General features: G+C 62.0%; 18 protein-coding genes. 1 reads left to right on the top strand and 17 read right to left on the bottom strand.

The window, feature by feature from the left end:
• Positions 1-54: 54 nt before the first annotated feature.
• Positions 55-909, bottom strand: a complete 855-nt coding sequence (gene fghA, locus ACF8FB_RS12940; RefSeq protein WP_003252340.1) for an S-formylglutathione hydrolase — start codon at positions 907-909, stop codon at positions 55-57.
• 8 nt (positions 910-917) lie between these two features.
• Complete coding sequence (locus ACF8FB_RS12935) at positions 918-2,030, bottom strand: S-(hydroxymethyl)glutathione dehydrogenase/class III alcohol dehydrogenase (protein ID WP_014592131.1); 1,113 nt, start codon at positions 2,028-2,030, stop codon at positions 918-920.
• A 107-nt stretch (positions 2,031-2,137) separates the two neighbouring features.
• On the opposite strand from ACF8FB_RS12935, the gene ACF8FB_RS12930 reads away from it, so the two are divergent.
• A complete protein-coding gene (locus tag ACF8FB_RS12930; RefSeq protein WP_003252336.1) occupies positions 2,138-3,034 on the top strand; it encodes a LysR substrate-binding domain-containing protein in 897 nt (298 codons plus the stop codon).
• Between the two features lie 127 nt (positions 3,035-3,161).
• Here ACF8FB_RS12930 and ispD read toward each other — a convergent pair whose 3' ends face one another.
• The 15 genes from ispD to bamA all read right to left on the bottom strand — a co-directional run.
• Complete coding sequence (gene ispD, locus ACF8FB_RS12925; RefSeq protein ID WP_350298678.1) at positions 3,162-3,869, bottom strand: 2-C-methyl-D-erythritol 4-phosphate cytidylyltransferase; 708 nt, start codon at positions 3,867-3,869, stop codon at positions 3,162-3,164.
• Positions 3,866-4,147, bottom strand: a complete 282-nt coding sequence (gene ftsB, locus ACF8FB_RS12920) for a cell division protein FtsB (RefSeq protein ID WP_004576849.1) — start codon at positions 4,145-4,147, stop codon at positions 3,866-3,868. Before ftsB ends, ispD begins: the two co-directional genes overlap by 4 nt.
• Positions 4,148-4,315: 168 nt before the next feature.
• Complete coding sequence (eno, locus tag ACF8FB_RS12915; RefSeq protein ID WP_003252333.1) at positions 4,316-5,605, bottom strand: phosphopyruvate hydratase; 1,290 nt, start codon at positions 5,603-5,605, stop codon at positions 4,316-4,318.
• Positions 5,606-5,759: 154 nt separating this feature from the next.
• Positions 5,760-6,605 carry a 3-deoxy-8-phosphooctulonate synthase gene (gene kdsA / locus ACF8FB_RS12910; protein WP_010952685.1) on the bottom strand — a complete coding sequence of 282 codons (846 nt, stop codon included), beginning with the start codon at positions 6,603-6,605 and terminating at the stop codon, positions 5,760-5,762.
• Between the two features lie 3 nt (positions 6,606-6,608).
• A complete protein-coding gene (locus ACF8FB_RS12905) occupies positions 6,609-8,237 on the bottom strand; it encodes a CTP synthase (RefSeq protein ID WP_012270851.1) in 1,629 nt (542 codons plus the stop codon).
• Between the two features lie 267 nt (positions 8,238-8,504).
• On the bottom strand, positions 8,505-9,788 hold the full coding sequence (gene tilS, locus ACF8FB_RS12900; RefSeq protein ID WP_392511439.1) for a tRNA lysidine(34) synthetase TilS: 1,284 nt from the start codon (positions 9,786-9,788) through the stop codon (positions 8,505-8,507).
• A 171-nt stretch (positions 9,789-9,959) separates the two neighbouring features.
• Positions 9,960-10,907, bottom strand: coding sequence for an acetyl-CoA carboxylase carboxyltransferase subunit alpha (locus ACF8FB_RS12895; protein WP_014754274.1), 948 nt, complete (start codon positions 10,905-10,907; stop codon positions 9,960-9,962).
• Positions 10,908-11,013: 106 nt separating this feature from the next.
• Complete coding sequence (dnaE, locus tag ACF8FB_RS12890; RefSeq protein WP_392511438.1) at positions 11,014-14,538, bottom strand: DNA polymerase III subunit alpha; 3,525 nt, start codon at positions 14,536-14,538, stop codon at positions 11,014-11,016.
• A 186-nt stretch (positions 14,539-14,724) separates the two neighbouring features.
• Positions 14,725-15,348 (bottom strand): ribonuclease HII, encoded by a 624-nt coding sequence (rnhB, locus tag ACF8FB_RS12885; protein ID WP_003252319.1) that lies wholly within the window; start codon positions 15,346-15,348, stop codon positions 14,725-14,727.
• A gap of 1 nt (position 15,349) precedes the next feature.
• Positions 15,350-16,477 carry a lipid-A-disaccharide synthase gene (gene lpxB / locus ACF8FB_RS12880; protein ID WP_392511436.1) on the bottom strand — a complete coding sequence of 376 codons (1,128 nt, stop codon included), beginning with the start codon at positions 16,475-16,477 and terminating at the stop codon, positions 15,350-15,352.
• A gap of 1 nt (position 16,478) precedes the next feature.
• Entirely contained in the window at positions 16,479-17,255 is a 777-nt protein-coding gene (lpxA, locus tag ACF8FB_RS12875; protein ID WP_010952681.1) for an acyl-ACP--UDP-N-acetylglucosamine O-acyltransferase, read from the bottom strand.
• Positions 17,252-17,692: a 3-hydroxyacyl-ACP dehydratase FabZ gene (fabZ, locus tag ACF8FB_RS12870; protein ID WP_003252314.1), complete on the bottom strand. Its 441-nt coding sequence runs from the start codon at positions 17,690-17,692 to the stop codon at positions 17,252-17,254. Before fabZ ends, lpxA begins: the two co-directional genes overlap by 4 nt.
• Positions 17,693-17,806: 114 nt before the next feature.
• Positions 17,807-18,862: a UDP-3-O-(3-hydroxymyristoyl)glucosamine N-acyltransferase gene (gene lpxD / locus ACF8FB_RS12865; RefSeq protein ID WP_003252312.1), complete on the bottom strand. Its 1,056-nt coding sequence runs from the start codon at positions 18,860-18,862 to the stop codon at positions 17,807-17,809.
• Position 18,863: 1 nt separating this feature from the next.
• Positions 18,864-19,367, bottom strand: a complete 504-nt coding sequence (locus tag ACF8FB_RS12860) for an OmpH family outer membrane protein (RefSeq protein WP_003252311.1) — start codon at positions 19,365-19,367, stop codon at positions 18,864-18,866.
• A 44-nt stretch (positions 19,368-19,411) separates the two neighbouring features.
• The coding region (gene bamA, locus ACF8FB_RS12855; RefSeq protein WP_070094911.1) for an outer membrane protein assembly factor BamA at positions 19,412-20,551 on the bottom strand (1,140 nt) is incomplete at its 5' end.

Below are 20,551 nucleotides of genomic sequence, written 5' to 3'. Positions count from 1 at the left end.
GGATTGGGGCTGCTGTGCAGCCCGTCGCGGGCACGCCCGCTCCCACAGCAAGCGTTAAACCCGCCCCAGTGCCACCGCATGATGGCGCAGGTGCTCCTCGATGAAGCTGGCAATGAAGTAGTAGCTATGGTCATAGCCTGGCTGCATACGCAGGGTCATTGCATGGCCACCTTTGCGTGCCGCCTGTTCCAGCGCTTCAGGCTTGAGTTGCTTCTCTAGGAAGTCGTCACGGTCGCCCTGATCCACCAGCAACGGCGGGCATTGGCCTGCCGGGGTTTCGGCCAGCAGCACGCTGGCATCCCACTCACGCCAGCGCCCACGGTCTTCACCCAGGTAGCGGCTGAAGGCTTTCTCGCCCCACGGACAATCCATCGGATTGCTGATTGGCGAGAATGCCGACACCGAGCGGTAGCGCCCCGGATTGCGCAAGGCGCACACCAACGCGCCATGCCCACCCATGGAGTGGCCGCTGATGCTGCGCTCGCCCGACGCCGGGAAGTGTGCCTCGATCAGGGCTGGCAACTCCTCCACCACATAGTCGTGCATGCGGTAGTGCTGGGCCCACGGTTGCTGGGTGGCGTTGAGGTAGAAGCCAGCGCCCAGGCCGAAGTCCCAGGCGCCGTCCGGATCGCCCGGCACCTGCTCGCCACGCGGGCTGGTATCGGGGGCGACGATGATCAGCCCCAGCTCGGCGGCCAGACGCTGGGCGCCGGCCTTCTGCATGAAGTTCTCGTCGGTGCAGGTGAGGCCGCTGAGCCAGTACAGCACCGGCAGCTTTTCGCCCTGCTCGGCCTGCGGCGGCAGGTACACAGCGAACACCATATCGCAACCCAGCACCTTGGAATGATGCCGGTAACGCTTGTGCCAGCCGCCGAAGCTCTTCTGGCAGGAGATGTTATCCAGGCTCATGACAGACCTCAGAAGTGGATCACGCTACGGATGCTCTTGCCTTCATGCATCAGGTCGAAGGCCTTGTTGATGTCTTCCAGCCCCATCGTGTGGGTGATGAAGGTGTCCAGCGGGATCTCGCCTTTCTCGGACATTTCCACGTAGCTCGGCAGCTCGCTGCGGCCACGCACGCCGCCGAACGCCGAACCACGCCAAACCCGACCGGTAACCAGCTGGAATGGACGCGTGGAAATTTCCTGGCCGGCACCGGCCACACCGATGATGACCGACTCTCCCCAGCCCTTGTGGCAGCATTCCAGGGCGGCGCGCATCAGTTGAACGTTGCCGATGCACTCGAAGGAGAAGTCCACGCCACCATCGGTGAGGTCGACGATCACTTCCTGGATCGGGCGATCGTAGTCCTTCGGGTTGACGCAATCGGTGGCACCCAACTGGCGGGCGATTTCGAACTTGGCCGGGTTGATGTCGATGGCGATGATACGCGAGGCCTTGGCCTTGACCGCACCGATCACGGCCGACAGGCCGATGCCACCGAGGCCGAAGATGGCCACGGTATCACCGGGCTTGACCTTGGCAGTGTTGAGCACCGCGCCGATACCGGTGGTGACGCCGCAACCCAGCAGGCAGACCTTTTCCAGGGGTGCTTCTTTCTGGATCTTGGCCACGGAAATTTCCGGCAGCACGGTGTATTCGGAGAACGTCGAGGTGCCCATGTAGTGGAACAGCTGCTGGCCCTTGTACGAGAAGCGCGTGGTGCCGTCCGGCATCAGGCCCTTGCCCTGAGTGGCGCGGATGGCCTGGCACAGGTTGGTCTTGCCCGAGAGGCAGAACTTGCACTTGCCGCATTCCGGGGTGTACAGCGGGATGACGTGGTCACCCACGGCGAGCGAGGTCACCCCCTCGCCTACCGCTTCGACGATGGCACCGCCTTCGTGGCCAAGGATCGACGGGAAGATACCTTCCGGGTCAGCACCGGACAGGGTATAGGCATCGGTGTGGCAGACACCGCTGGCGACCACGCGCAGCAGCACTTCACCGGCCTTTGGCATGGCCACGTCGACTTCGACGATTTCCAGGGGTTTCTTGGCTTCGAAGGCTACGGCAGCACGGGACTTGATCATCAAAGGTCTCCAGACAGAGGATCGATTCAGTCTTGCAGTGTAATTCAGCGCCTTTTGATTAATAATCAGGCCAAAGACAAAACATTATTGCCACACAGGGATAATCGATGAGCAGCCGATGGGAAGGCATCGACGAATTTGTCGCCGTGGCCGAATCGGGCCAGTTCACTGCCGCCGCCGAACGCCTGGGGGTTTCCTCATCGCACATCAGCCGGCAGATCGCCCGGCTGGAGGACCGCCTGCAAACGCGCCTGCTGTATCGCAGCACCCGCCGGGTAACCCTGAGCGAAGCCGGGCAGACCTTCCTGCAGCATTGCCAACGCTTGCAGGATGGCCGTGAGGAAGCGCTGCGCGCCATGGGCGACCTGGCCAGCGAACCCAAGGGCTTGTTGCGCATGACGTGTGCAGTGGCCTACGGCGAGCGCTTCATCGTGCCGCTGGTGACGCGATTCATGGCGCTGTACCCGCAGTTGCGCGTGGATGTGGAGCTGAGCAACCACACCCTCGACCTGCTGCATGAAGGCATGGACCTGGCCATCCGTCTTGGCCGCCTGGCCGACTCTCGCCTGGTGGCTACCCGCCTGGCGCCAAGGCGCATGTACCTGTGTGCCTCGCCGGCCTATCTTGAGCGCTATGGCCGGCCACACAGCCTGTCGGAGCTGGCGCGGCACAATTGCCTGGTGGGGAGTTCGGACTTGTGGGCGCTACAGCAGGATGGCCGTGAGATCAGCCAGCGGGTACAGGGTAACTGGCGCTGCAACAGTGGCCAGGCAGTGCTGGATGCGGCGCTGCAAGGAATCGGGTTGTGCCAGTTGCCGGATTACTACGTGCTGGAACACCTGAACAGTGGTGCGCTGGTGTCGCTGCTGGAGGCGCACCAACCGCCGAATACGGCGGTATGGGCGCTGTATCCGCAGCAGAGGCACCTGTCGCCGAAGGTACGGCGGCTGGTGGATTACCTGAAGGAGGGGTTGGCGGGGTTGCCGGAGTATCGTTTCGGCTGACGGGATGTGCTGCTGGTACTGGCCTCTTCGCGGGTAAACCCGCTCCTACGACGGTCTGTGTCCAACCACCGATGCAATCCATTGTAGGAGCGGGTTTACCCGCGAAAAGGCCAGCCCAGGAGAACGCTCAGCGTTTACCCGCCCAGCGCTGGCGCAACCATTCGAGATCTTCGGGCCGGGTCACCTTTATGTTGTCACTGCGCCCTTCCACCAGCCGCGGCGCCTGACCGGACCATTCGATGGCCGAGGCTTCGTCGGTCACCACCACATCCGACACCAGGCACTCAGCCAGCGCCCGATGCAACGCTCCAAGGCGGAACATCTGCGGTGTGTACGCCTGCCAGATGGTGCTGCGGTCAACGGTAGCACTCACCCGGCCATGGCTGTCGGCACGCTTGAGGGTATCGCGCGCCGGCACCGCCAGCAGGCCACCCACCGGGTCGTCCGCCAGCTCCGACAACAGCTTGTCCAGGTCGCTGCGCGCCAGGTTCGGCCGCGCAGCATCGTGCACCAGCACCCAGTCGCTGTCCGCCGCCCCCTGGGCATGCAGCACCAGCAAGGCGTTAAGCACCGAGTCAGCGCGTTCACGCCCGCCCGCCGCGCAGTGGATGCGTGGGTCGCTGGCGCAGCGCAGGCCAGGCCAGTACGGGTCATCTTCGGCAATGCTGACCACCACGCCCTTGAGCGCCGGGTGGCCAAGAAAACAGTCGAGGCTGTGCTCGAGAAGGGTCTGCCCAGCCAGCTCCAGGTATTGCTTGGGGCGGTCGGCAGCCATGCGGGCACCTACACCCGCCGCAGGAATCACGGCCCAGAAGGCCGGCAAGGTATCGATCATTTCTGTGGCAACTGGAAGAGGGTTTCGCCCTCTTTGACCATCCCCAATTCATGGCGGGCCCGTTCTTCAACGGTCTCCATGCCTTTTTTCAGCTCTAGCACTTCAGCATCGAGCACACGATTACGCTCGAGCAAGCGCTCGTTTTCGGCATGCTGATCGGCAATCTGCTGCTTCAGTTCGGTCACTTGCGCCAGGCTGCCGTTACCCACCCACAGGCGGTACTGCAGGCCACCCAACAGCAAGAGCAGAACGAGGAACAACCAATAGGGACTGCGCATCACGTTATCCAGGTTAAAAAGGCTGCCGCGTACTTGTTACTTCGGGGCCTCGAATAGCACGAAGCCTGGCCGAGGCCAGGCTTCGTCGACAGAAACCCGTTAGTACGTAGGAAAGTTCAGTACGAACGTTCCTACAACTCCGGCTGCTGCCTTTTTACCATCTCTTGCTTAGCCGCGAAACTCGGCACGACCGCGGTAAACCGCTTTGGCGCCCAGTTGCTCTTCGATGCGCAGCAGCTGGTTGTACTTGGAAACGCGGTCGGAACGGCACAGCGAGCCTGTCTTGATCTGGCCAGCAGCAGTACCCACAGCCAGGTCGGCAATGGTCGAGTCTTCGGTTTCACCGGAACGGTGCGAGATCACTGCAGTGTAACCAGCAGCCTTGGCCATCTGGATGGCTTCCAGGGTTTCGGTCAGCGAGCCGATCTGGTTGAACTTGATCAGGATCGAGTTACCGATGCCTTTCTCGATGCCTTCCTTGAGGATCTTGGTGTTGGTCACGAACAGGTCGTCACCGACCAGCTGGACTTTTTCACCGATCTTGTCAGTGAGGATTTTCCAGCCAGCCCAGTCGGACTCGTCCAGGCCGTCTTCGATCGAAATGATCGGGAAACGCTCGGTCAGGCCTTTCAGGTAGTCGGCGAAGCCTTCGGCGTCGAACGACTTGCCTTCGCCGGACAGGTTGTACTTGCCGTCTTCGTAGAATTCGGAAGCCGCGCAGTCCAGGGCCAGGGTCACGTCGGTGCCCAGCTTGTAGCCGGCTTTTTCGACAGCTTCAGCGATGGCGCCCAGGGCGTCTTCGTTGGATGCCAGGTTAGGGGCGAAACCACCTTCATCACCTACGGCGGTGTTCAGGCCACGGGCCTTCAGTACAGCCTTGAGGTGGTGGAAGATTTCGGTACCCATGCGCAGGCCGTCAGAGAAGGTCTTGGCGCCAACCGGCTGAACCATGAACTCCTGGATGTCGACGTTGTTGTCGGCGTGCTCGCCACCGTTGATGATGTTCATCATCGGAACCGGCATCGAGTACTGGCCCGGGGTGCCGTTCAGGTTGGCGATGTGCGCGTACAGCGGCAGGTCCTGGTCCTGGGCAGCAGCTTTGGCGGCAGCCAGGGAAACAGCCAGGATGGCGTTGGCGCCCAGCTTGGCCTTGTTCTCGGTACCGTCCAGTTCGATCATGGCGCGGTCCAGAGCCTTCTGATCGGAAGGATCCTTGCCCAGCAGCAGGTCACGGATCGGGCCGTTGATGTTGGCGACGGCCTTCAGCACGCCCTTGCCCAGGTAACGGCTCTTGTCGCCATCACGCAGCTCCAGCGCTTCGCGCGAGCCGGTAGAAGCACCGGACGGCGCGCAAGCGCTGCCGATGATGCCGTTGTCGAGCAGTACGTCGGCTTCCACAGTGGGGTTGCCACGCGAATCGAGAACTTCACGACCTTTGATGTCGACGATTTTTGCCATTGTTGTAAGCACTCCAGAATTTGACGAAAACAACTTAGCTTAGGAAATTCTTGCCGTTCACCGGGCGAACTTGCTTTGGGCAGGCCTGATGAAGGGAGCCCCTGACCGACTGGTCAGGGGTGGATCGGGCGGTACTTTACCCGAGAAATGAGCTTTACGCGGTTTCTACCGTCGGAAAACTTTTCACCAGGTCGTCCAATTGCTTGAGCTGGACCAGGAACGGCTCCAGTTTATCCAGGCGCAGGGCGCATGGGCCATCGCACTTGGCGTTGTCCGGGTCGGGGTGGGCCTCGAGGAAAAGCCCGGCCAGGCCCTGACTCATGCCGGCCTTGGCCAGGTCAGTGACCTGGGCCCGACGACCGCCGGCGGAATCGGCGCGGCCACCCGGCATCTGCAGGGCGTGGGTCACGTCGAAGAACACCGGGTACTCGAACTGCTTCATGATGCCGAAGCCCAGCATGTCGACAACCAGGTTGTTGTAGCCGAAGCTCGAACCACGTTCGCAGAGTATCAACTGGTCGTTACCGGCCTCTTCGCACTTGGCCAGGATGTGTTTCATTTCCTGAGGTGCGAGGAACTGAGCCTTCTTGATGTTGATCACCACGCCGGTCTTGGCCATGGCCACCACCAGGTCAGTCTGCCGCGACAGGAAAGCCGGCAGCTGGATGATGTCGCATACCTTGGCGACGGGCTCGGCCTGGTAAGGCTCGTGCACGTCGGTGATCACCGGCACGTTGAAGGTGCGCTTGATCTCTTCGAAGATCTTCAGCCCCTCTTCCATGCCAGGGCCACGATAGGACGTTACCGACGAACGGTTGGCCTTGTCGAAACTGGCCTTGAACACGTACGGGATACCGAGCTTCTCGGTAACCCGCACGTACTCTTCGCAGACCTTCATCGCCAGGTCACGGGATTCCAGAACGTTCATGCCGCCGAACAGGACGAACGGCTTGTCGTTGGCGATCTCGATGTTACCGACGCGAATGATCTTCTGGGTCATCGATCAGGCCTTGTTCTTCTGAGCCAGGGCTGCCTTGACGAAACCACTGAACAGCGGGTGGCCGTCACGCGGGGTGGAGGTGAACTCCGGGTGGAACTGGCAAGCGACGAACCATGGGTGATCCTTGGACTCGACCACTTCCACCAGCGCGCCGTCTTCGGAACGGCCGGAAACCACCAGACCAGCGTCCACCAGTTGTGGCAGCAGGTTGTTGTTCACTTCGTAGCGGTGACGGTGACGCTCGGTGATCACGTCCTTGCCGTAGCAGTCGTGCACCTTGGAACCGGCAGCCAGCTGGCAATCCTGTGCGCCCAGGCGCATGGTGCCGCCCAGGTCGGAAGCCTCGTCGCGGGTCTCGACGGCACCGGTGGCATCGGCCCACTCGGTGATCAGGCCGACCACTGGGTGGCCGCTGTTACGGTCGAACTCGGTGGAGTTGGCGTCTTTCCAGCCCATCACGTTACGGGCGAATTCGATGACGGCCACCTGCATGCCCAGGCAGATACCCAGGTACGGCACCTTGTTCTCACGGGCGTATTGCACCGCAGTGATCTTGCCTTCCACACCGCGCAGGCCGAAACCGCCCGGTACCAGGATGGCATCGGCGCCTTCGAGCAGGCTGGTGCCCTGGTTCTCGATGTCTTCCGAATCGATGTAGCGCAGGTTGACCTTGGTCCGGTTGGTGATGCCGGCGTGGCTCATCGCTTCGATCAGCGACTTGTACGCATCCAGCAGCTCCATGTACTTGCCGACCATGGCGATGGTCACTTCGTGCTCCGGGTTGAGCTTGGCATCGACCACCTTGTCCCACTCGGACAGGTCGGCACCATTGCACTGCAGGCCGAAGCGCTCGACGACGAAGTCGTCCAGGCCCTGAGCATGCAGTACGCCCGGGATCTTGTAGATGGTGTCGACGTCTTCCAGCGAAATCACCGCACGCTCTTCAACGTTGGTGAACAGCGCGATCTTGCGACGCGACGAAGCATCGACCGGGTGGTCGGAGCGGCAGATCAGCACATCAGGCTGCAGGCCGATGGAGCGCAGCTCCTTGACCGAGTGCTGGGTCGGCTTGGTCTTGGTTTCGCCAGCGGTGGCGATGTACGGGACCAGGGTCAGGTGCATCAGCATGGCACGCTTGGAGCCCACTTCGACACGCAGTTGGCGAATCGCCTCGAGGAACGGCTGCGACTCGATATCACCCACGGTACCGCCGATCTCCACCAGGGCCACGTCGGCATCGCCGGCACCCTTGATGATGCGACGCTTGATTTCGTCGGTGATGTGCGGGATGACCTGGATGGTCGCGCCCAGATAATCACCACGACGCTCTTTGCGCAGCACGTGCTCGTAGATACGGCCGGTGGTGAAGTTGTTGTTCTGGGTCATGGTGGTGCGGATGAACCGCTCGTAGTGCCCCAGGTCGAGGTCGGTCTCGGCGCCATCGTGGGTGACAAAAACTTCACCGTGCTGGAACGGGCTCATGGTGCCCGGGTCGACGTTGATGTACGGATCCAGCTTGAGCATGGTGACCTTCAGGCCCCGCGCTTCCAGGATGGCCGCCAGGGAAGCCGAGGCAATGCCTTTCCCCAATGAAGAAACAACACCGCCCGTGACGAATATGTAGCGCGTCATGAAAAACCCTAGAAGTCTGCGTTAAGGCGGCCAGCGCCGCCGGAGAAAGCGAAGGAAGGCCGAAGCCCCCGATCACCTGCGTCAATCACAGTGCATCTCGAAAAACTGCCGCGTCTGTACAGCCAGGGTATACCCGGCATGGCGTTCGCTCGTCATTTCCAGAATCAGCTCGGCAAAAAACTGCTTGGTAATCGGCAACTCCTGTGTTTTCGCGGAACCCACAGAAGTTGTATCAAGAAGGGAGGGTAGTCTACCGGAATGTACCCTTCAGCTCAAACCTTGCGCGTTCGTCGGTAACTGCCAGTGCAGTTGGCAATCCGCCTGCACCAGCCCGGGCAGGTTGGCCACTGCCAGCAGGCGTTCGCCGTGATACAGCAACGGCAGGCGCGAGCGCAGGAAATGCGGCACCTGCTGTTCGTTGAGCAGGCGCTTGAGGTCCCGCCGACCACGGCCGGGAACCTCCAGCATTTCACCCCCCTGACGGTAGGCAATGCGCAACCCGCTCGGCACGGCTGCGCCAACAAGACGCACGCAACCATTGCCCGGCAACCGCAACGGCCCATCAGGGTCGGGCCAGGCCAGCGAGCCAGCCGGTTGCTGTAGCCAATCACCGCTCAACCACCAGATGCGCCCGTGGCTACGCACCAACCGTCCATCGGCAAGCCGCCAGACTGGCCGGGCATCGGCACCGGCATCGCGCAGGTCTGCCCAGCCGGCCCAGTGCCGGGTATCGGGCAAACGGGTGCGCTGGCTCAGCCAGTACTGCAAGGCATTGCGCTGACGGGCCGGCGATAACGCCAGCAGGGCGGCCAGGTCGAGGGAATCCAGCCCCGGCCAGGCGAGGGGCGCCCCTTTGCCCGCAAGCGCCAGATCCTCCTGGGCCAGTTCGTCCAGCAAACCCAGCGCCTCGCCCAGATGCTCTGCTGCACGGGCGAAGTTCTGGCTGGCCTGTGGCCAACGTTGCTGCAGCTGCGGCATCACTTCGCCGCGCAGGTAGTTGCGGGCGAATTGTGTGTCGACGTTTGACGGGTCTTCGATCCAGGTCAGCCCTTGGGCTTGGGCATAATCCTGCAAATGTTGCCGGGAACAGGCCAGTAACGGCCTGACCAGGCTGCCCTGCCCCAGCGCCCGCTGCCCCGGCATTGCCGCCAGGCCCCGCAGGCCGGCACCGCGCAACAGGCGGAACAGCAGGGTCTCGGCCTGGTCGTCGCGGTGCTGGCCGGTGAACAGGATATCGCCCGGGCCGAGCACTTGCCTGAAGGCGGCATAGCGGGCATCGCGAGCGGCCTGTTCAAGGCTGGCGCCTGGGGAGACCTGGACGTGGATGACCTGAAGTTCAACGTCGAAATTGTCGCAGATGGCCTGGCAGTGGGCGGGCCAGGCGTCGGCAGCAGCTTGCAGGCCGTGGTGGATATGGATGGCGCGCAGCGGGGGGGATGCGTGGTTGCGGGCGTATTCGGCCAGCAGGTGCAGGAGGACGGTGGAATCGAGGCCGCCGGAGAAGGCGACGTACCAGGTGGGGGCGTTGAGCCAAGGAGTGAGGTTGATCATCTAGCCCTCGCTCGATTCCAGAAAGCATTCGCGGGCATGCCCGCTCCCACACGTACGGCGCAAGCCTCAAGGGCAGCGCAATACCTGTAGGAGCGGGTTTACCCGCGAACACCGGCGAAGCCGGTGCCATCAATCACAAGGGCCGCAAAACGGCCCCGGGGCAAATCAGAATCAGAGGCCGTAGCTCATCAGGCGCTCGTAACGACGGGCCAGCAGCGCATCGTTGTCGAACTTGCCGAGCATGTCCAGCTGCTGCACCAGATCGGCACGGATGCTTTCGGACATCTGGGCCGGGTCACGGTGGGCGCCGCCCAGCGGCTCCTGGATGACCTTGTCGACAATGTTCAGGCTCTTCAGACGCTCGGCGGTGATGCCCATGGCCTCGGCCGCGTCTGCTGCTTTATCGGCAGTTTTCCACAGAATCGAAGCACAGCCTTCCGGCGAGATCACCGAGTAGGTGGAGTACTGCAGCATGTTCAGTTGGTCGCACACGCCAATGGCCAGTGCCCCACCGGAACCACCCTCACCGATCACGGTAGCGATGATCGGGGTTTTCAGGCGTGCCATGACCCGCAGGTTCCAGGCGATGGCTTCACTCTGGTTGCGCTCTTCGGCGTCGATGCCCGGGTAGGCGCCCGGCGTGTCGATGAAGGTCAGGATCGGCATCTTGAAGCGTTCGGCCATTTCCATCAGGCGACAGGCCTTGCGGTAGCCTTCCGGGCGCGGCATGCCGAAGTTGCGACGCACTTTCTCGCGCACTTCACGGCCCTTCTGGTGGCCAATGACCATGACCGGCTTGCCGTCCAGACGCGCAGTACCACCCACGATGGCGGCGTCGTCAGAGAAGTGACGGTCCCCGTGCAGCTCTTCGAACTCGGTGAAGATGTGCTCCAGGTAGTCCAGGGTGTATGGACGACGCGGGTGACGGGCCAGGCGGGCGATCTGCCAGCTGGTCAGGTTGCCGAAGATGCTTTCGGTCAGGGTGTTGCTCTTGTCTTGCAGACGGGCAATTTCATCGCTGATGTTCAGCGAGTTGTCGTTGCCCACCAGGCGCAGGCCTTCGATCTTGGCTTGCAGGTCGGCAATCGGCTGTTCGAAGTCGAGGAAATTCGGGTTCATAGTCATCCGTCTTGGGTCTACGGCCAGGCGGCCGGCCGGTTGATCCGTTTGGCGCCATACCTTACGGGATCAGGCGCATTCAGGTCGAGATTAAATTTTTGTCGGTTCAACGATATTGCAGGAAGACGTTCTCACGCCCGAACTGGTCACGCAGCGCCTGAATCAGCCCATCGGCCGGGTCGATCGCCCACTGCTCGCCAAACTGCAGCATGGCCTTGGCGTCACTGCCGGTGTACTCCAGCGTGATCGGGCAGGCACCGCGATGGCGGGTGATCAGCTCGCCCAGCCACTTCAGCCGGTCGCCCTTCAGTGCGTCGTGCGCCACCTTCAGGCGCAGGCTCTCGGCCAGCTTGGTGCGCGCGTCTTCCATGGTCATCACCTGCTTCACCCGCAGGCGCAAGCCCCCGGAGAAGTCGTCATTGCTGACCTCGCCTTCCACCACCACCATCGCATCGGTCTGCAGCAAGGACTGTGCCGCCATGAAGGCATCGGCAAACAGCGATGCCTCGATCCGCCCGGAACGGTCATCCAGGGTGACGAAGCCCATCTTGTCGCCCTTCTTGTTCTTCATCACCCGCAGGGCAATGATCATGCCCGCGATGGTCTGGGTTTCGCGCGACGGCTTGAGATCGACGATGCGCTGGCGTGCGAAGCGGCGGATCTCGGTCTCGTACTCGTCGATCGGGTGGCCGGTGAGGTACAGGCCAAGGGTGTCCTTCTCCCCCTTCAGACGCTCCTTGAGGGTGAGCTCGCGCACCTTGCGATGGTTGGCATAGACGTCGACATCTGCCGCGTCGAACATGCTGCCGAACAGGTCCACATGGCCACTGTCAGCGGTATGCGCAGCCTGCTCGGCTGCCTTGATGGCCTCGCCCAGCGCCGACAGCAAGGTTGCCCGGTTGATGTCGATGTTGGCGTGGTAGGCCTTGATCTCGTCATGGAAGTGCGGGCCAAGGCGGTCCAGCGCGCCACTGCGCACCAGCGCATCAAGGGTACGCTTGTTGACCCGTTTGAGGTCGATGCGTTCACAGAAATCGAACAGGTCCTTGAAGGGACCGCCTTGGGCACGAGCCTCGACAATCGCCTCCACCGGGCCTTCGCCGACACCCTTGATGGCACCAAGGCCGTAGACGATACGGCCGTCGTTGTTGACGGTGAACTTGAAGTCCGAGAAGTTCACATCCGGCGCGTCGAGGCGCAGCTTCATGCTGCGCACCTCCTCCACCAGCACCACCACCTTGTCGGTGTTATGCATATCCGCCGACAGGACCGCGGCCATGAATGGCGCCGGGTAGTGGGTTTTCAGCCAGGCGGTCTGGTACGACACCAGGCCATAGGCGGCGGAGTGGGATTTGTTGAAGCCGTAGCCCGCGAACTTCTCTACCAGGTCGAAGATGTTACCGGCGAGGTCCGCATCAATATTGTTGGCCACGCAACCTTCGATGAAACCACCGCGCTGCTTGGCCATTTCCTCGGGCTTTTTCTTACCCATGGCCCGGCGCAGCATGTCGGCGCCACCCAGGGTATAACCTGCCATCACCTGGGCGATCTGCATCACCTGTTCCTGGTACAGGATGATGCCGTAGGTTGGCGCCAGTACCGGCTTGAGGCCTTCGTACTGGTAGTCGGAGTGCGGGTAGGCCAGCTCGGCGCGGCCGTGCTTGCGGTTGATGAAGTCGTCCACCATGCCCGATTGCAGCGGGCCCGGGCGGAACAACGCAACCAGTGCGATCAGGTCTTCCAGGCAGTCGGGCTTGAGCTTCTTGATCAGCTCCTTCATGCCGCGCGATTCAAGCTGGAACACCGCCGTGGTTTCGGCCTTCTGCAGCAGCTCGTAGGTCTTGCGGTCGTCCAGCGGGATGAAGTCGATGTTGAGGTCGGGCAGGTTCTTCTTGGCCTGCTCGCGGTTGATGATCTCCATCGCCCACTTGATGATGGTCAAGGTACGCAGGCCGAGGAAGTCGAACTTCACCAGGCCGGCGGCCTCGACGTCATCCTTGTCGAACTGGGTTACCAGGCCACCACCCTCTTCATCACAGGCGATCGGCGAAAAGTCGGTGAGCTTGGTCGGTGCGATAACAACACCACCGGCGTGCTTGCCGGTACCCCGGGTCACACCCTCCAGCTTCAGGGCCATGTCCCAGATTTCACGGGCGTCTTCGTCGCCCTTGAGGAAGTCACGCAGGATTTCTTCCTGCTCGTAGGCCTTCTCCAGGGTCATGCCCACTTCGAAGGGGATCATCTTCGACAGGCGGTCGGCCAGGCCATAGGATTTGCCTTGCACCCGCGCCACGTCACGCACCACCGCCTTGGCGGCCATGGTACCGAAGGTGATGATCTGGCTCACCGCGTTACGGCCGTAGGCCTCGGCCACGTAGTCGATCACCCGGTCACGGCCGTCCATGCAGAAGTCGACGTCGAAGTCGGGCATGGAAACACGTTCAGGGTTGAGGAAGCGCTCGAACAGCAGGTCGTAGGCCAGCGGGTCGAGATCGGTGATCTTCAGGACATAGGCCACCAGCGAGCCGGCACCCGAACCACGACCCGGGCCCACCGGTACGTCGTTGTTCTTGGCCCACTTGATGAAGTCCATAACAATCAGGAAGTAACCGGGGAAGCCCATCTGGATGATGATGTCCAGCTCGAACTTCAGGCGGTCCAGGTAAACCTGACGCTTTTCTTCATAATTGGGCGTGGTCTCTTTCGGCCACAGCACGGCCAGACGCTCTTCCAGGCCTTCGTGGGCCACATGCCGCAGGTAGTCGTCGATGCCCATGCCGTTGGGCGTGGGGAAGTCAGGCAGGAAGTACTTGCCCAGTTGCACTTGGATGTTGCAGCGCTTGGCAATCTCGACGGTGTTGGCGATGGCGTCGGGCAGGTCGCTGAAGAGCTCGGCCATTTCCTCGGCCGACTTCAGGTACTGCTGGTCGCTGTAGCAACGCGGACGGCGCGGGTCGTCAAGGGTCCATCCCTCGCCAATGCATACGCGGGTCTCGTGGGCGTCGAAGTCCGCCTGCTTGATGAAACGTACGTCGTTGGTAGCCACCAGCGGGGCGCCAAGCTTGTCGGCCAATGCCACCGCCGCGTGCACGTATTCTTCGTCGCGTGCCCGATTGGTGCGCTGCACTTCAACGTAGAAGCGCTCGGGGAACATGCCCATCCAGTCTTGAAGAAGCGCTTCGGCTTCGTCTTGCCGACCCGCCAGCAGCGCCATGCCAATGTCACCTTCCTTGCCCGCGGACAGGGCAATCAGGCCCTCGGTGGCCGGGGCGATCCATTCACGCTGGAGGATGACCAGGCCGTTGCGCTGGCCATCGGTCCAGCCGCGCGAGATCAGTTCGGTGAGGTTGCGATAGCCCTTGGGGTCCATGGCCAGGAAGCAGATGCGCGACAGCGGGGCTTCCGGGTCGGCACCGGCCAGCCACAGGTCGGCACCGCAGATCGGTTTGATGCCGGCGCCCATGGCAGTCTTGTAGAACTTCACCAGCGAGCACATGTTGCTCTGATCGGTGATCGCGACCGCCGGCATGTTCATCCCGGTCAGCGCCTTGGCCAGCGGTTTGATCCGCACCAGGCCGTCGACCAGCGAGAATTCGGAGTGGACGCGCAGGTGAACGAAGGGAACCGACATGGAAGATCCTGTAGCAGTGCTTAACGACAAGGGCGGGATTGTAGCCTAACTAGGGGCTTTTTTTGGGGCTGCTTTGCAGCCCTTCGCGGGCACGCCCGCTCCCACAGGTACGGCCCCGCCGCTCAGACCGATGAATCCTGTGAGAGCGGGCGTGCCCGCGAAGGGCCGCGAAGCGGCCCCAATAGGTCAGATCAGGGAATCGGTGACGCCTTCACGCGCTTCCCAAGCCGCCCGCACCGGGGCGAAGGAACGCCGATGAATGGGCGTAGGCCCAAGACGTGCCAACGCCTCGAGATGCACCGGGGTCGGGTAGCCCTTGTGCCCGCCAATGCCATAACCCGGGTAGATCAGTTCGAACGCACTCATCTCCCGATCACGGGTCACCTTGGCCAGGATCGATGCCGCCGCAATGGCCGGCACCTGGCTATCCCCCTTGACCACCGGTGCTGCCGGCACCGCCAGCTTCGGGCAGCGATTGCCATCGATCAGGGCCAGCTTTGGCGTAATGTGCAACCCCTCCACTGCCCGCTGCATGGCCAGCATGGTGGCTTGCAGGATGTTCAGGCTGTCGATTTCCTCGACTTCGGCGCGGGCGATGCAGAAGCTCAAGGCCTTTTCGCAGATCTCGTCGAACAGCGCCTCACGCCTGGCTTCGGTGAGTTTCTTAGAATCGTTCAGACCGAGAATCGGCCGCGCGGGATCAAGAATCACCGCCGCCGTTACCACCGCGCCGCACAGCGGGCCACGGCCCACTTCATCAACGCCGGCAACCAGGTCTTCTACCAGGTTGAAGTCCAGTCCAATTTGCATGTCAGCGGTCCTTGAGCAGGGCCAGTACTGCCTCGGCCGCCTGATTGGAGGCGTCACGGCGCAGGGTGCGGTGAATTTCGTCGAAACGTTCGGTCTGCTGGCTTCCATCGCGCACCAGCGGCGCCAGGGTGTTGGCCAGCGCTTCGCTGGTAGCGTCGTCCTGCAGCAACTCGGGCACCAGCTCTCGCTGGGCCAGCAGGTTCGGCAATGACACGTAAGGGCTTTTCACCAGACGCTTGAGAATCCAGAAAGTCAAAGGTGCCAAACGGTACGCCACCACCATCGGCCGCTTGTACAGCAGCGCCTCGAGGGTGGCGGTACCCGAGGCGATCAGCACCGCGTCACAGGCCGCCAGGGCCTGGTGCGACTGGCCATCGAGCAGGGTCAGCGGCAGTTGGCGCCCTTCAAGCATCTGTTCGATCTGGGCGCGCCGCGTGGCGTTGGCGCAGGGCAACACGAAGCGCACACCCGGCACTTGTTGGCAAAGGCGCTCGGCGGCGTCGAGGAACAACGCGCCCAGGCGCCCTACTTCGCCGCCCCGACTGCCCGGCATCAATGCCACCACCGGCCCCTCGCCCAGGCCCAGCGCGGCGCGCGCGGCCGGGCGGTCGGATTCAAGCGGGATGGTGTCTGCCAGCGGGTGGCCAACAAAACGCACTGGCACACCTTGCTCTTCGTAGAACCGCGCCTCGAACGGCAGCAGCGTCAGCATCAGGTCGCAGCCTTCGCGGATCTTCAGCACGCGCTTCTGCCGCCAGGCCCACACTGACGGGCTGACATAGTGCACGGTCTTGATCCCGGCCTGGCGCAGCTTCAGCTCGATGTTGAGGGTGAAGTCAGGGGCGTCGATGCCGATGAATACGTCGGGCTTTTCTTCGATCAGGGTCCGGATCAGCAACTTGCGGCGCTTGAGCAGCTCGCGCAGGCGCCCCAGTACCTCGACTAGCCCCATGACGGCCAGGCGCTCCATGGGGAAATAGGATTGCAGGCCCTCGGCCTCCATCAAGGGGCCGCCAACCCCGATGAAACGCACGTCGGGGTGGCGCGCCTTGAGGGCACGCATCAAGCCTGAACCAAGGATATCGCCACTGGCCTCACCGGCGACCAGCGCTACGCAAAGCTGGGCCATATCAGCGCGTGATGCCGCGAGCGGAGCTCAGGATCGACTGACGGAACAGCTCGACCTCAGGGTGTTGCGTGGCCGGTTCGGCCAGCTCCTTGAGCGCGTCTTCGACGGTCAGGCCCTGACGGTAGACAATCTTGTAGCAACGACGCAGCACATGGATCACCTCGTCGCTGAAACCGCGGCGGCGCATGCCCTCGAAGTTCATGCTGCGGGCTTCGGCGGGGCTGCCGAACACGGTAACGAAGGCCGGAACGTCCTTGCCAATGGCCGTGCCCATGCCGGAAAACGCGTGGGCGCCAATATGGCAGTACTGGTGAACCAGGGTGTAACCGGACAGGATCGCCCAGTCACCCACATGTACATGACCTGCCAACGCCGTATTGTTGACCAGGATGCAGTGGTTGCCGATGACGCTGTCGTGGCCAATGTGGGCATAGGCCATGATCAGGTTATGGTCACCCACGGTGGTTTCCGCGCGGTCCTGAACAGTACCGCGGTGGATGGTCACCCCTTCGCGAATCACATTGTGATCGCCGATCACCAGGCGCGTCGGCTCACCCTTGTACTTAAGGTCCGGGGTGTCTTCACCGATCGAGGAAAACTGAAAGATACGGTTGTGCTTGCCGATGCGGGTCGGGCCTTTGAGCACAACATGCGGGCCGATAACGGTGCCCTCCCCGATTTCTACATCAGGGCCAACGATCGACCAAGGGCCGACCTCGACGCCGTCGGCCAGCTTGGCCGACGGATCGATAATGGCCCGAGGATCAATCGAATTCATAGGGAGCGTTCCGCGCAGGTGATTTCTGCCGAGCAGACCGGCTTGCCATCGACAAGGGCGCGGCACTCGAACTTCCAGATCATGCTTTTACGGCTGAGGAACTTGGCTTCCAGCACAAGCTGGTCACCCGGCAGAACCGGCTGACGGAAACGCAGTTTGTCGGAACCGACAAAGTAGTACAGGGTGCCATCGGCCGGCTTGGCATCGAGCATCTTGAAACCAAGGATGCCGGCCGCCTGGGCCATGGCTTCGATGATCAGGACACCCGGCATGATCGGGTGTGCCGGGAAGTGGCCATTGAAAAACGGCTCATTGATGCTGACATTCTTGTAGGCACGAATGCTCTGGGCCTCGAAGTCCAGATCCGTCACACGGTCTACCAGCAGGAACGGGTAGCGGTGAGGCAGGTATTCGCGAATCTCGTTGATGTCCATCATTTCGGTGGGGAAGCCTGTAATAAGAATAGGGAGCGCAGGTGCTGACCACACGCTCCTTTTGCAATCCAAAGAGGAGCCAGCTAGCGACTGTTCACTCTTGCTCAGGGAATGGTATCAGCCTTCTGATGTCGGCAGGCCACCTGAGGTCACGGTATCGACGCGTTTTTCCAGCTGCTGGAGACGCTTGGCCATGTCGTCCAGGTGGCGGATACGCGCGGCGCTCTTGCGCCAGTCAGCCAGCGGCTGCATGGCAGTGCCGGAAGAATAGGAACCCGGTTCAGTGATCGAACGGGTAACCATGGTCATTCCGGAAACGAAAACGTTATCGCAAATATCGATGTGCCCAACCAGCCCCACACCCCCGGCCAGCATGCAGTGCTTGCCGATGCGCGTGCTGCCGGAGATTCCGACGCAAGCGGCCATGGCAGTGTGATCACCGATCTGCACGTTGTGAGCGATCTGGATCTGGTTGTCCAGCTTGACCCCGTCGCCGATCCGGGTGTCGGACAGCGCGCCACGGTCGACAGCAGTATTGACGCCGATCTCCACGTCATCACCAATGGTGACGCCGCCGATCTGTGCAATCTTGCGCCAGATGCCCTTCTCGTTGGCAAAGCCGAAGCCCTCGCCGCCGATCACGGCACCCGACTGGATGACCACACGCTTACCGATGGTCACGTCGTGATACAGCGTGACCCGCGGTGCCAGCCAACCACCTTCACCGACCACACAGCGGGCACCGATGAAGCAGTGTGCGCCGATGCTGACGTTGGCGCCGATGCGCGCACCACTTTCGATGACCGCGAACGGCCCAATGCTGGCGCTGGCGTCCACCTGGGCATCTTCCGCCACCACGGCGCTGGGATGTATACCCGCCTCAGCCTTGGGTTTGGGATCGAACAGGTGGGAAATTCGCGCGTAAGCCAGGTACGGGTCCGCCACGACCAGGGTATTGCCGGCAAAGCTTTCGGCATCCGCAGCCTTGAGCAGCACCGCGCCAGCCTGGCTGTTATCCAGGTACTTGCGGTACTGCGGGTTGGCGAGGAAGCTCAACTGCGTCGGGCCAGCCTCCTGCAAGGTGGCCAACCCGGTAATCTGCAGCGCCTCGGGCCCCTTGAGGGTAGCTCCGAGTACCTCGGCCAGCTGGCCTAGCGTCATGGTCACACTCATATCAACGGGCTTGGTTCATGCGCTCGATGACTTGGCGGGTGATGTCGTACTGAGGTTTGACATCGATGACCGCACCACGCTCGAGGACCAGGTCGTAGCCGCCCTTCTTGATCACTTCCTCGACAGCACCATCCAGCTTCGGCTTCAGTTGCTTGAGCATGTCGCGATCAGCAACGGCCTTGGCTTCGTTCAGTTCCTTGGACTGGAACTGGAAATCGCGAGCCTTTTGCTTGAACTCGAGCTCCAGGCGCTCACGCTCCTGCTGCTGCATCTTGTCGCCGCCCTTGATCAGGCGGTCCTGGATGCCCTTGGCACTGCTTTCCAGGCTTTTCAGCTTGGTCAGTTGCGGACCGAATTTCTTCTCGGCATCAACCGCATACTTCTTGGCGGCATCCGACTCGAGCAGGGCCATCTGGTAGTTCAGGACGGCAACCTTCATTTCGGCGAAAGCCGGGGTGGCGACCAGCGCCGCGGCCACTACGGCCAATTGAGCCAATTTACGCACGATGCACTCCTGGATAAACCGTTGTCATTAAGCAAGGGCCGACCTTAGAAGGTCTGGCCCAGAGAGAATTGGAACACCTGGGTATCGGCATCGTCCGGCTTCTTGACCGGCATTGCCAGGCTGAAGCTCAGCGGGCCCAGTGCGGTAATCCAGGTCACGCCTAGGCCGACCGAACTGGCCATGCCCGAGAACCCGACCTTCTCGCAATCAGGTTTGTTGCCGCAATTGGTGTCGAACACGTTACCCACGTCCCAGAACACAGAGGTGCGCAGTGAACGCTGGTCCTTGACGAACGGCAGCGGGAACAGCAGTTCGGCACCGCCTTGCACCAGCACGTTACCACCAAACGGCAACGGATCCTGATCCGGGTCGGCGATGGTGCCTGGCTTGCCACCTGCGGCCTCACCGATGCTCGGGGTACTGCGCGGGCCCAGGCTGCTGTCCTTGAAGCCACGGACGGAGTTGAAACCACCCGCGAAATAGTTCTCGTAGAACGGCAGACCGGAGGTGCTGCCGTAACCATCACCATAGCCAAGCTCAGTATGCAGGCGCAGGGTGTAGTCGCTGGTGATCGGCTTGAACAGCTGGCCACGGTAGTCAAGCTTGAAGAACGACAGGTCGCTGCCCGGAACGGTGGACTCCAGGGTCAGGCTTTGCGAGTGACCACGGGTGGCCAGTACGCCTTTGTTCAGGGTCGACTCGGACCAGCCGATCGAGGCCTTGAAGTTCAGGAAGTTGTCACCTTCCTCCTCGAGGAAGTCGAAGATCTCGTCAACGGTGTATTTGCCGGTCTTGATCTTGTCCTGCTGCACGCTCAGGCCGTAGGTCAGGCGCGAGGTTTCGCTGATCGGGTAGCCCAGGCTGACGCCGGCACCGTAGCTGTCCACCGCATAGCTGGCAACGTCGACGTCGAGGTCGTCGTAATCGGTGCTGCGATAGAAGGCGTTGTAGCCCAGGCTGACGCCATCGGCGGTGAAGTAGGGATCAACGAAGCCGAAGTTGTAACGGGTCTGGTATTCCGAACGGGTCAGGCCGATGGATACCTTGTTACCGGTACCGAGGAAGTTGCTCTGGCTGATCGAACCACCCAGGATCAGGCCGGCGCTCTGGGCGAAACCGACGCTGGCGGTGATCGAGCCGGAGGCCTGCTCTTCGACGCTGTAGTTGACGTCGACCTGGTCGTC

It is taken from the genome of Pseudomonas sp. yb_2, from assembly GCF_043103905.1.
Lineage (GTDB): Bacteria > Pseudomonadota > Gammaproteobacteria > Pseudomonadales > Pseudomonadaceae > Aquipseudomonas > Aquipseudomonas alloputida.
The sequence above is the reverse complement of the archived record's forward strand: the minus strand, read 5'-3'. Positions and strand labels throughout refer to the sequence as shown.

Bases quoted from the DNA above. Each gene is read 5' to 3' on its own strand.
- fghA (WP_003252340.1), bottom strand. From the start codon at position 909: ATGAGCCTGGATAACATCTCCTGCCAGAAGAGCTTCGGCGGCTGGCAC.
- ACF8FB_RS12935 (WP_014592131.1), bottom strand. From the start codon at position 2,030: ATGATCAAGTCCCGTGCTGCCGTAGCCTTCGAAGCCAAGAAACCCCTG.
- ACF8FB_RS12930 (WP_003252336.1), top strand. From the start codon at position 2,138: ATGAGCAGCCGATGGGAAGGCATCGACGAATTTGTCGCCGTGGCCGAA.
- ispD (WP_350298678.1), bottom strand. From the start codon at position 3,869: ATGATCGATACCTTGCCGGCCTTCTGGGCCGTGATTCCTGCGGCGGGT.
- ftsB (WP_004576849.1), bottom strand. From the start codon at position 4,147: ATGCGCAGTCCCTATTGGTTGTTCCTCGTTCTGCTCTTGCTGTTGGGT.
- eno (WP_003252333.1), bottom strand. From the start codon at position 5,605: ATGGCAAAAATCGTCGACATCAAAGGTCGTGAAGTTCTCGATTCGCGT.
- kdsA (WP_010952685.1), bottom strand. From the start codon at position 6,605: ATGACCCAGAAGATCATTCGCGTCGGTAACATCGAGATCGCCAACGAC.
- ACF8FB_RS12905 (WP_012270851.1), bottom strand. From the start codon at position 8,237: ATGACGCGCTACATATTCGTCACGGGCGGTGTTGTTTCTTCATTGGGG.
- tilS (WP_392511439.1), bottom strand. From the start codon at position 9,788: ATGATCAACCTCACTCCTTGGCTCAACGCCCCCACCTGGTACGTCGCC.
- ACF8FB_RS12895 (WP_014754274.1), bottom strand. From the start codon at position 10,907: ATGAACCCGAATTTCCTCGACTTCGAACAGCCGATTGCCGACCTGCAA.
- dnaE (WP_392511438.1), bottom strand. From the start codon at position 14,538: ATGTCGGTTCCCTTCGTTCACCTGCGCGTCCACTCCGAATTCTCGCTG.
- rnhB (WP_003252319.1), bottom strand. From the start codon at position 15,348: ATGCAAATTGGACTGGACTTCAACCTGGTAGAAGACCTGGTTGCCGGC.
- lpxB (WP_392511436.1), bottom strand. From the start codon at position 16,477: ATGGCCCAGCTTTGCGTAGCGCTGGTCGCCGGTGAGGCCAGTGGCGAT.
- lpxA (WP_010952681.1), bottom strand. From the start codon at position 17,255: ATGAATTCGATTGATCCTCGGGCCATTATCGATCCGTCGGCCAAGCTG.
- fabZ (WP_003252314.1), bottom strand. From the start codon at position 17,692: ATGATGGACATCAACGAGATTCGCGAATACCTGCCTCACCGCTACCCG.
- lpxD (WP_003252312.1), bottom strand. From the start codon at position 18,862: ATGAGTGTGACCATGACGCTAGGCCAGCTGGCCGAGGTACTCGGAGCT.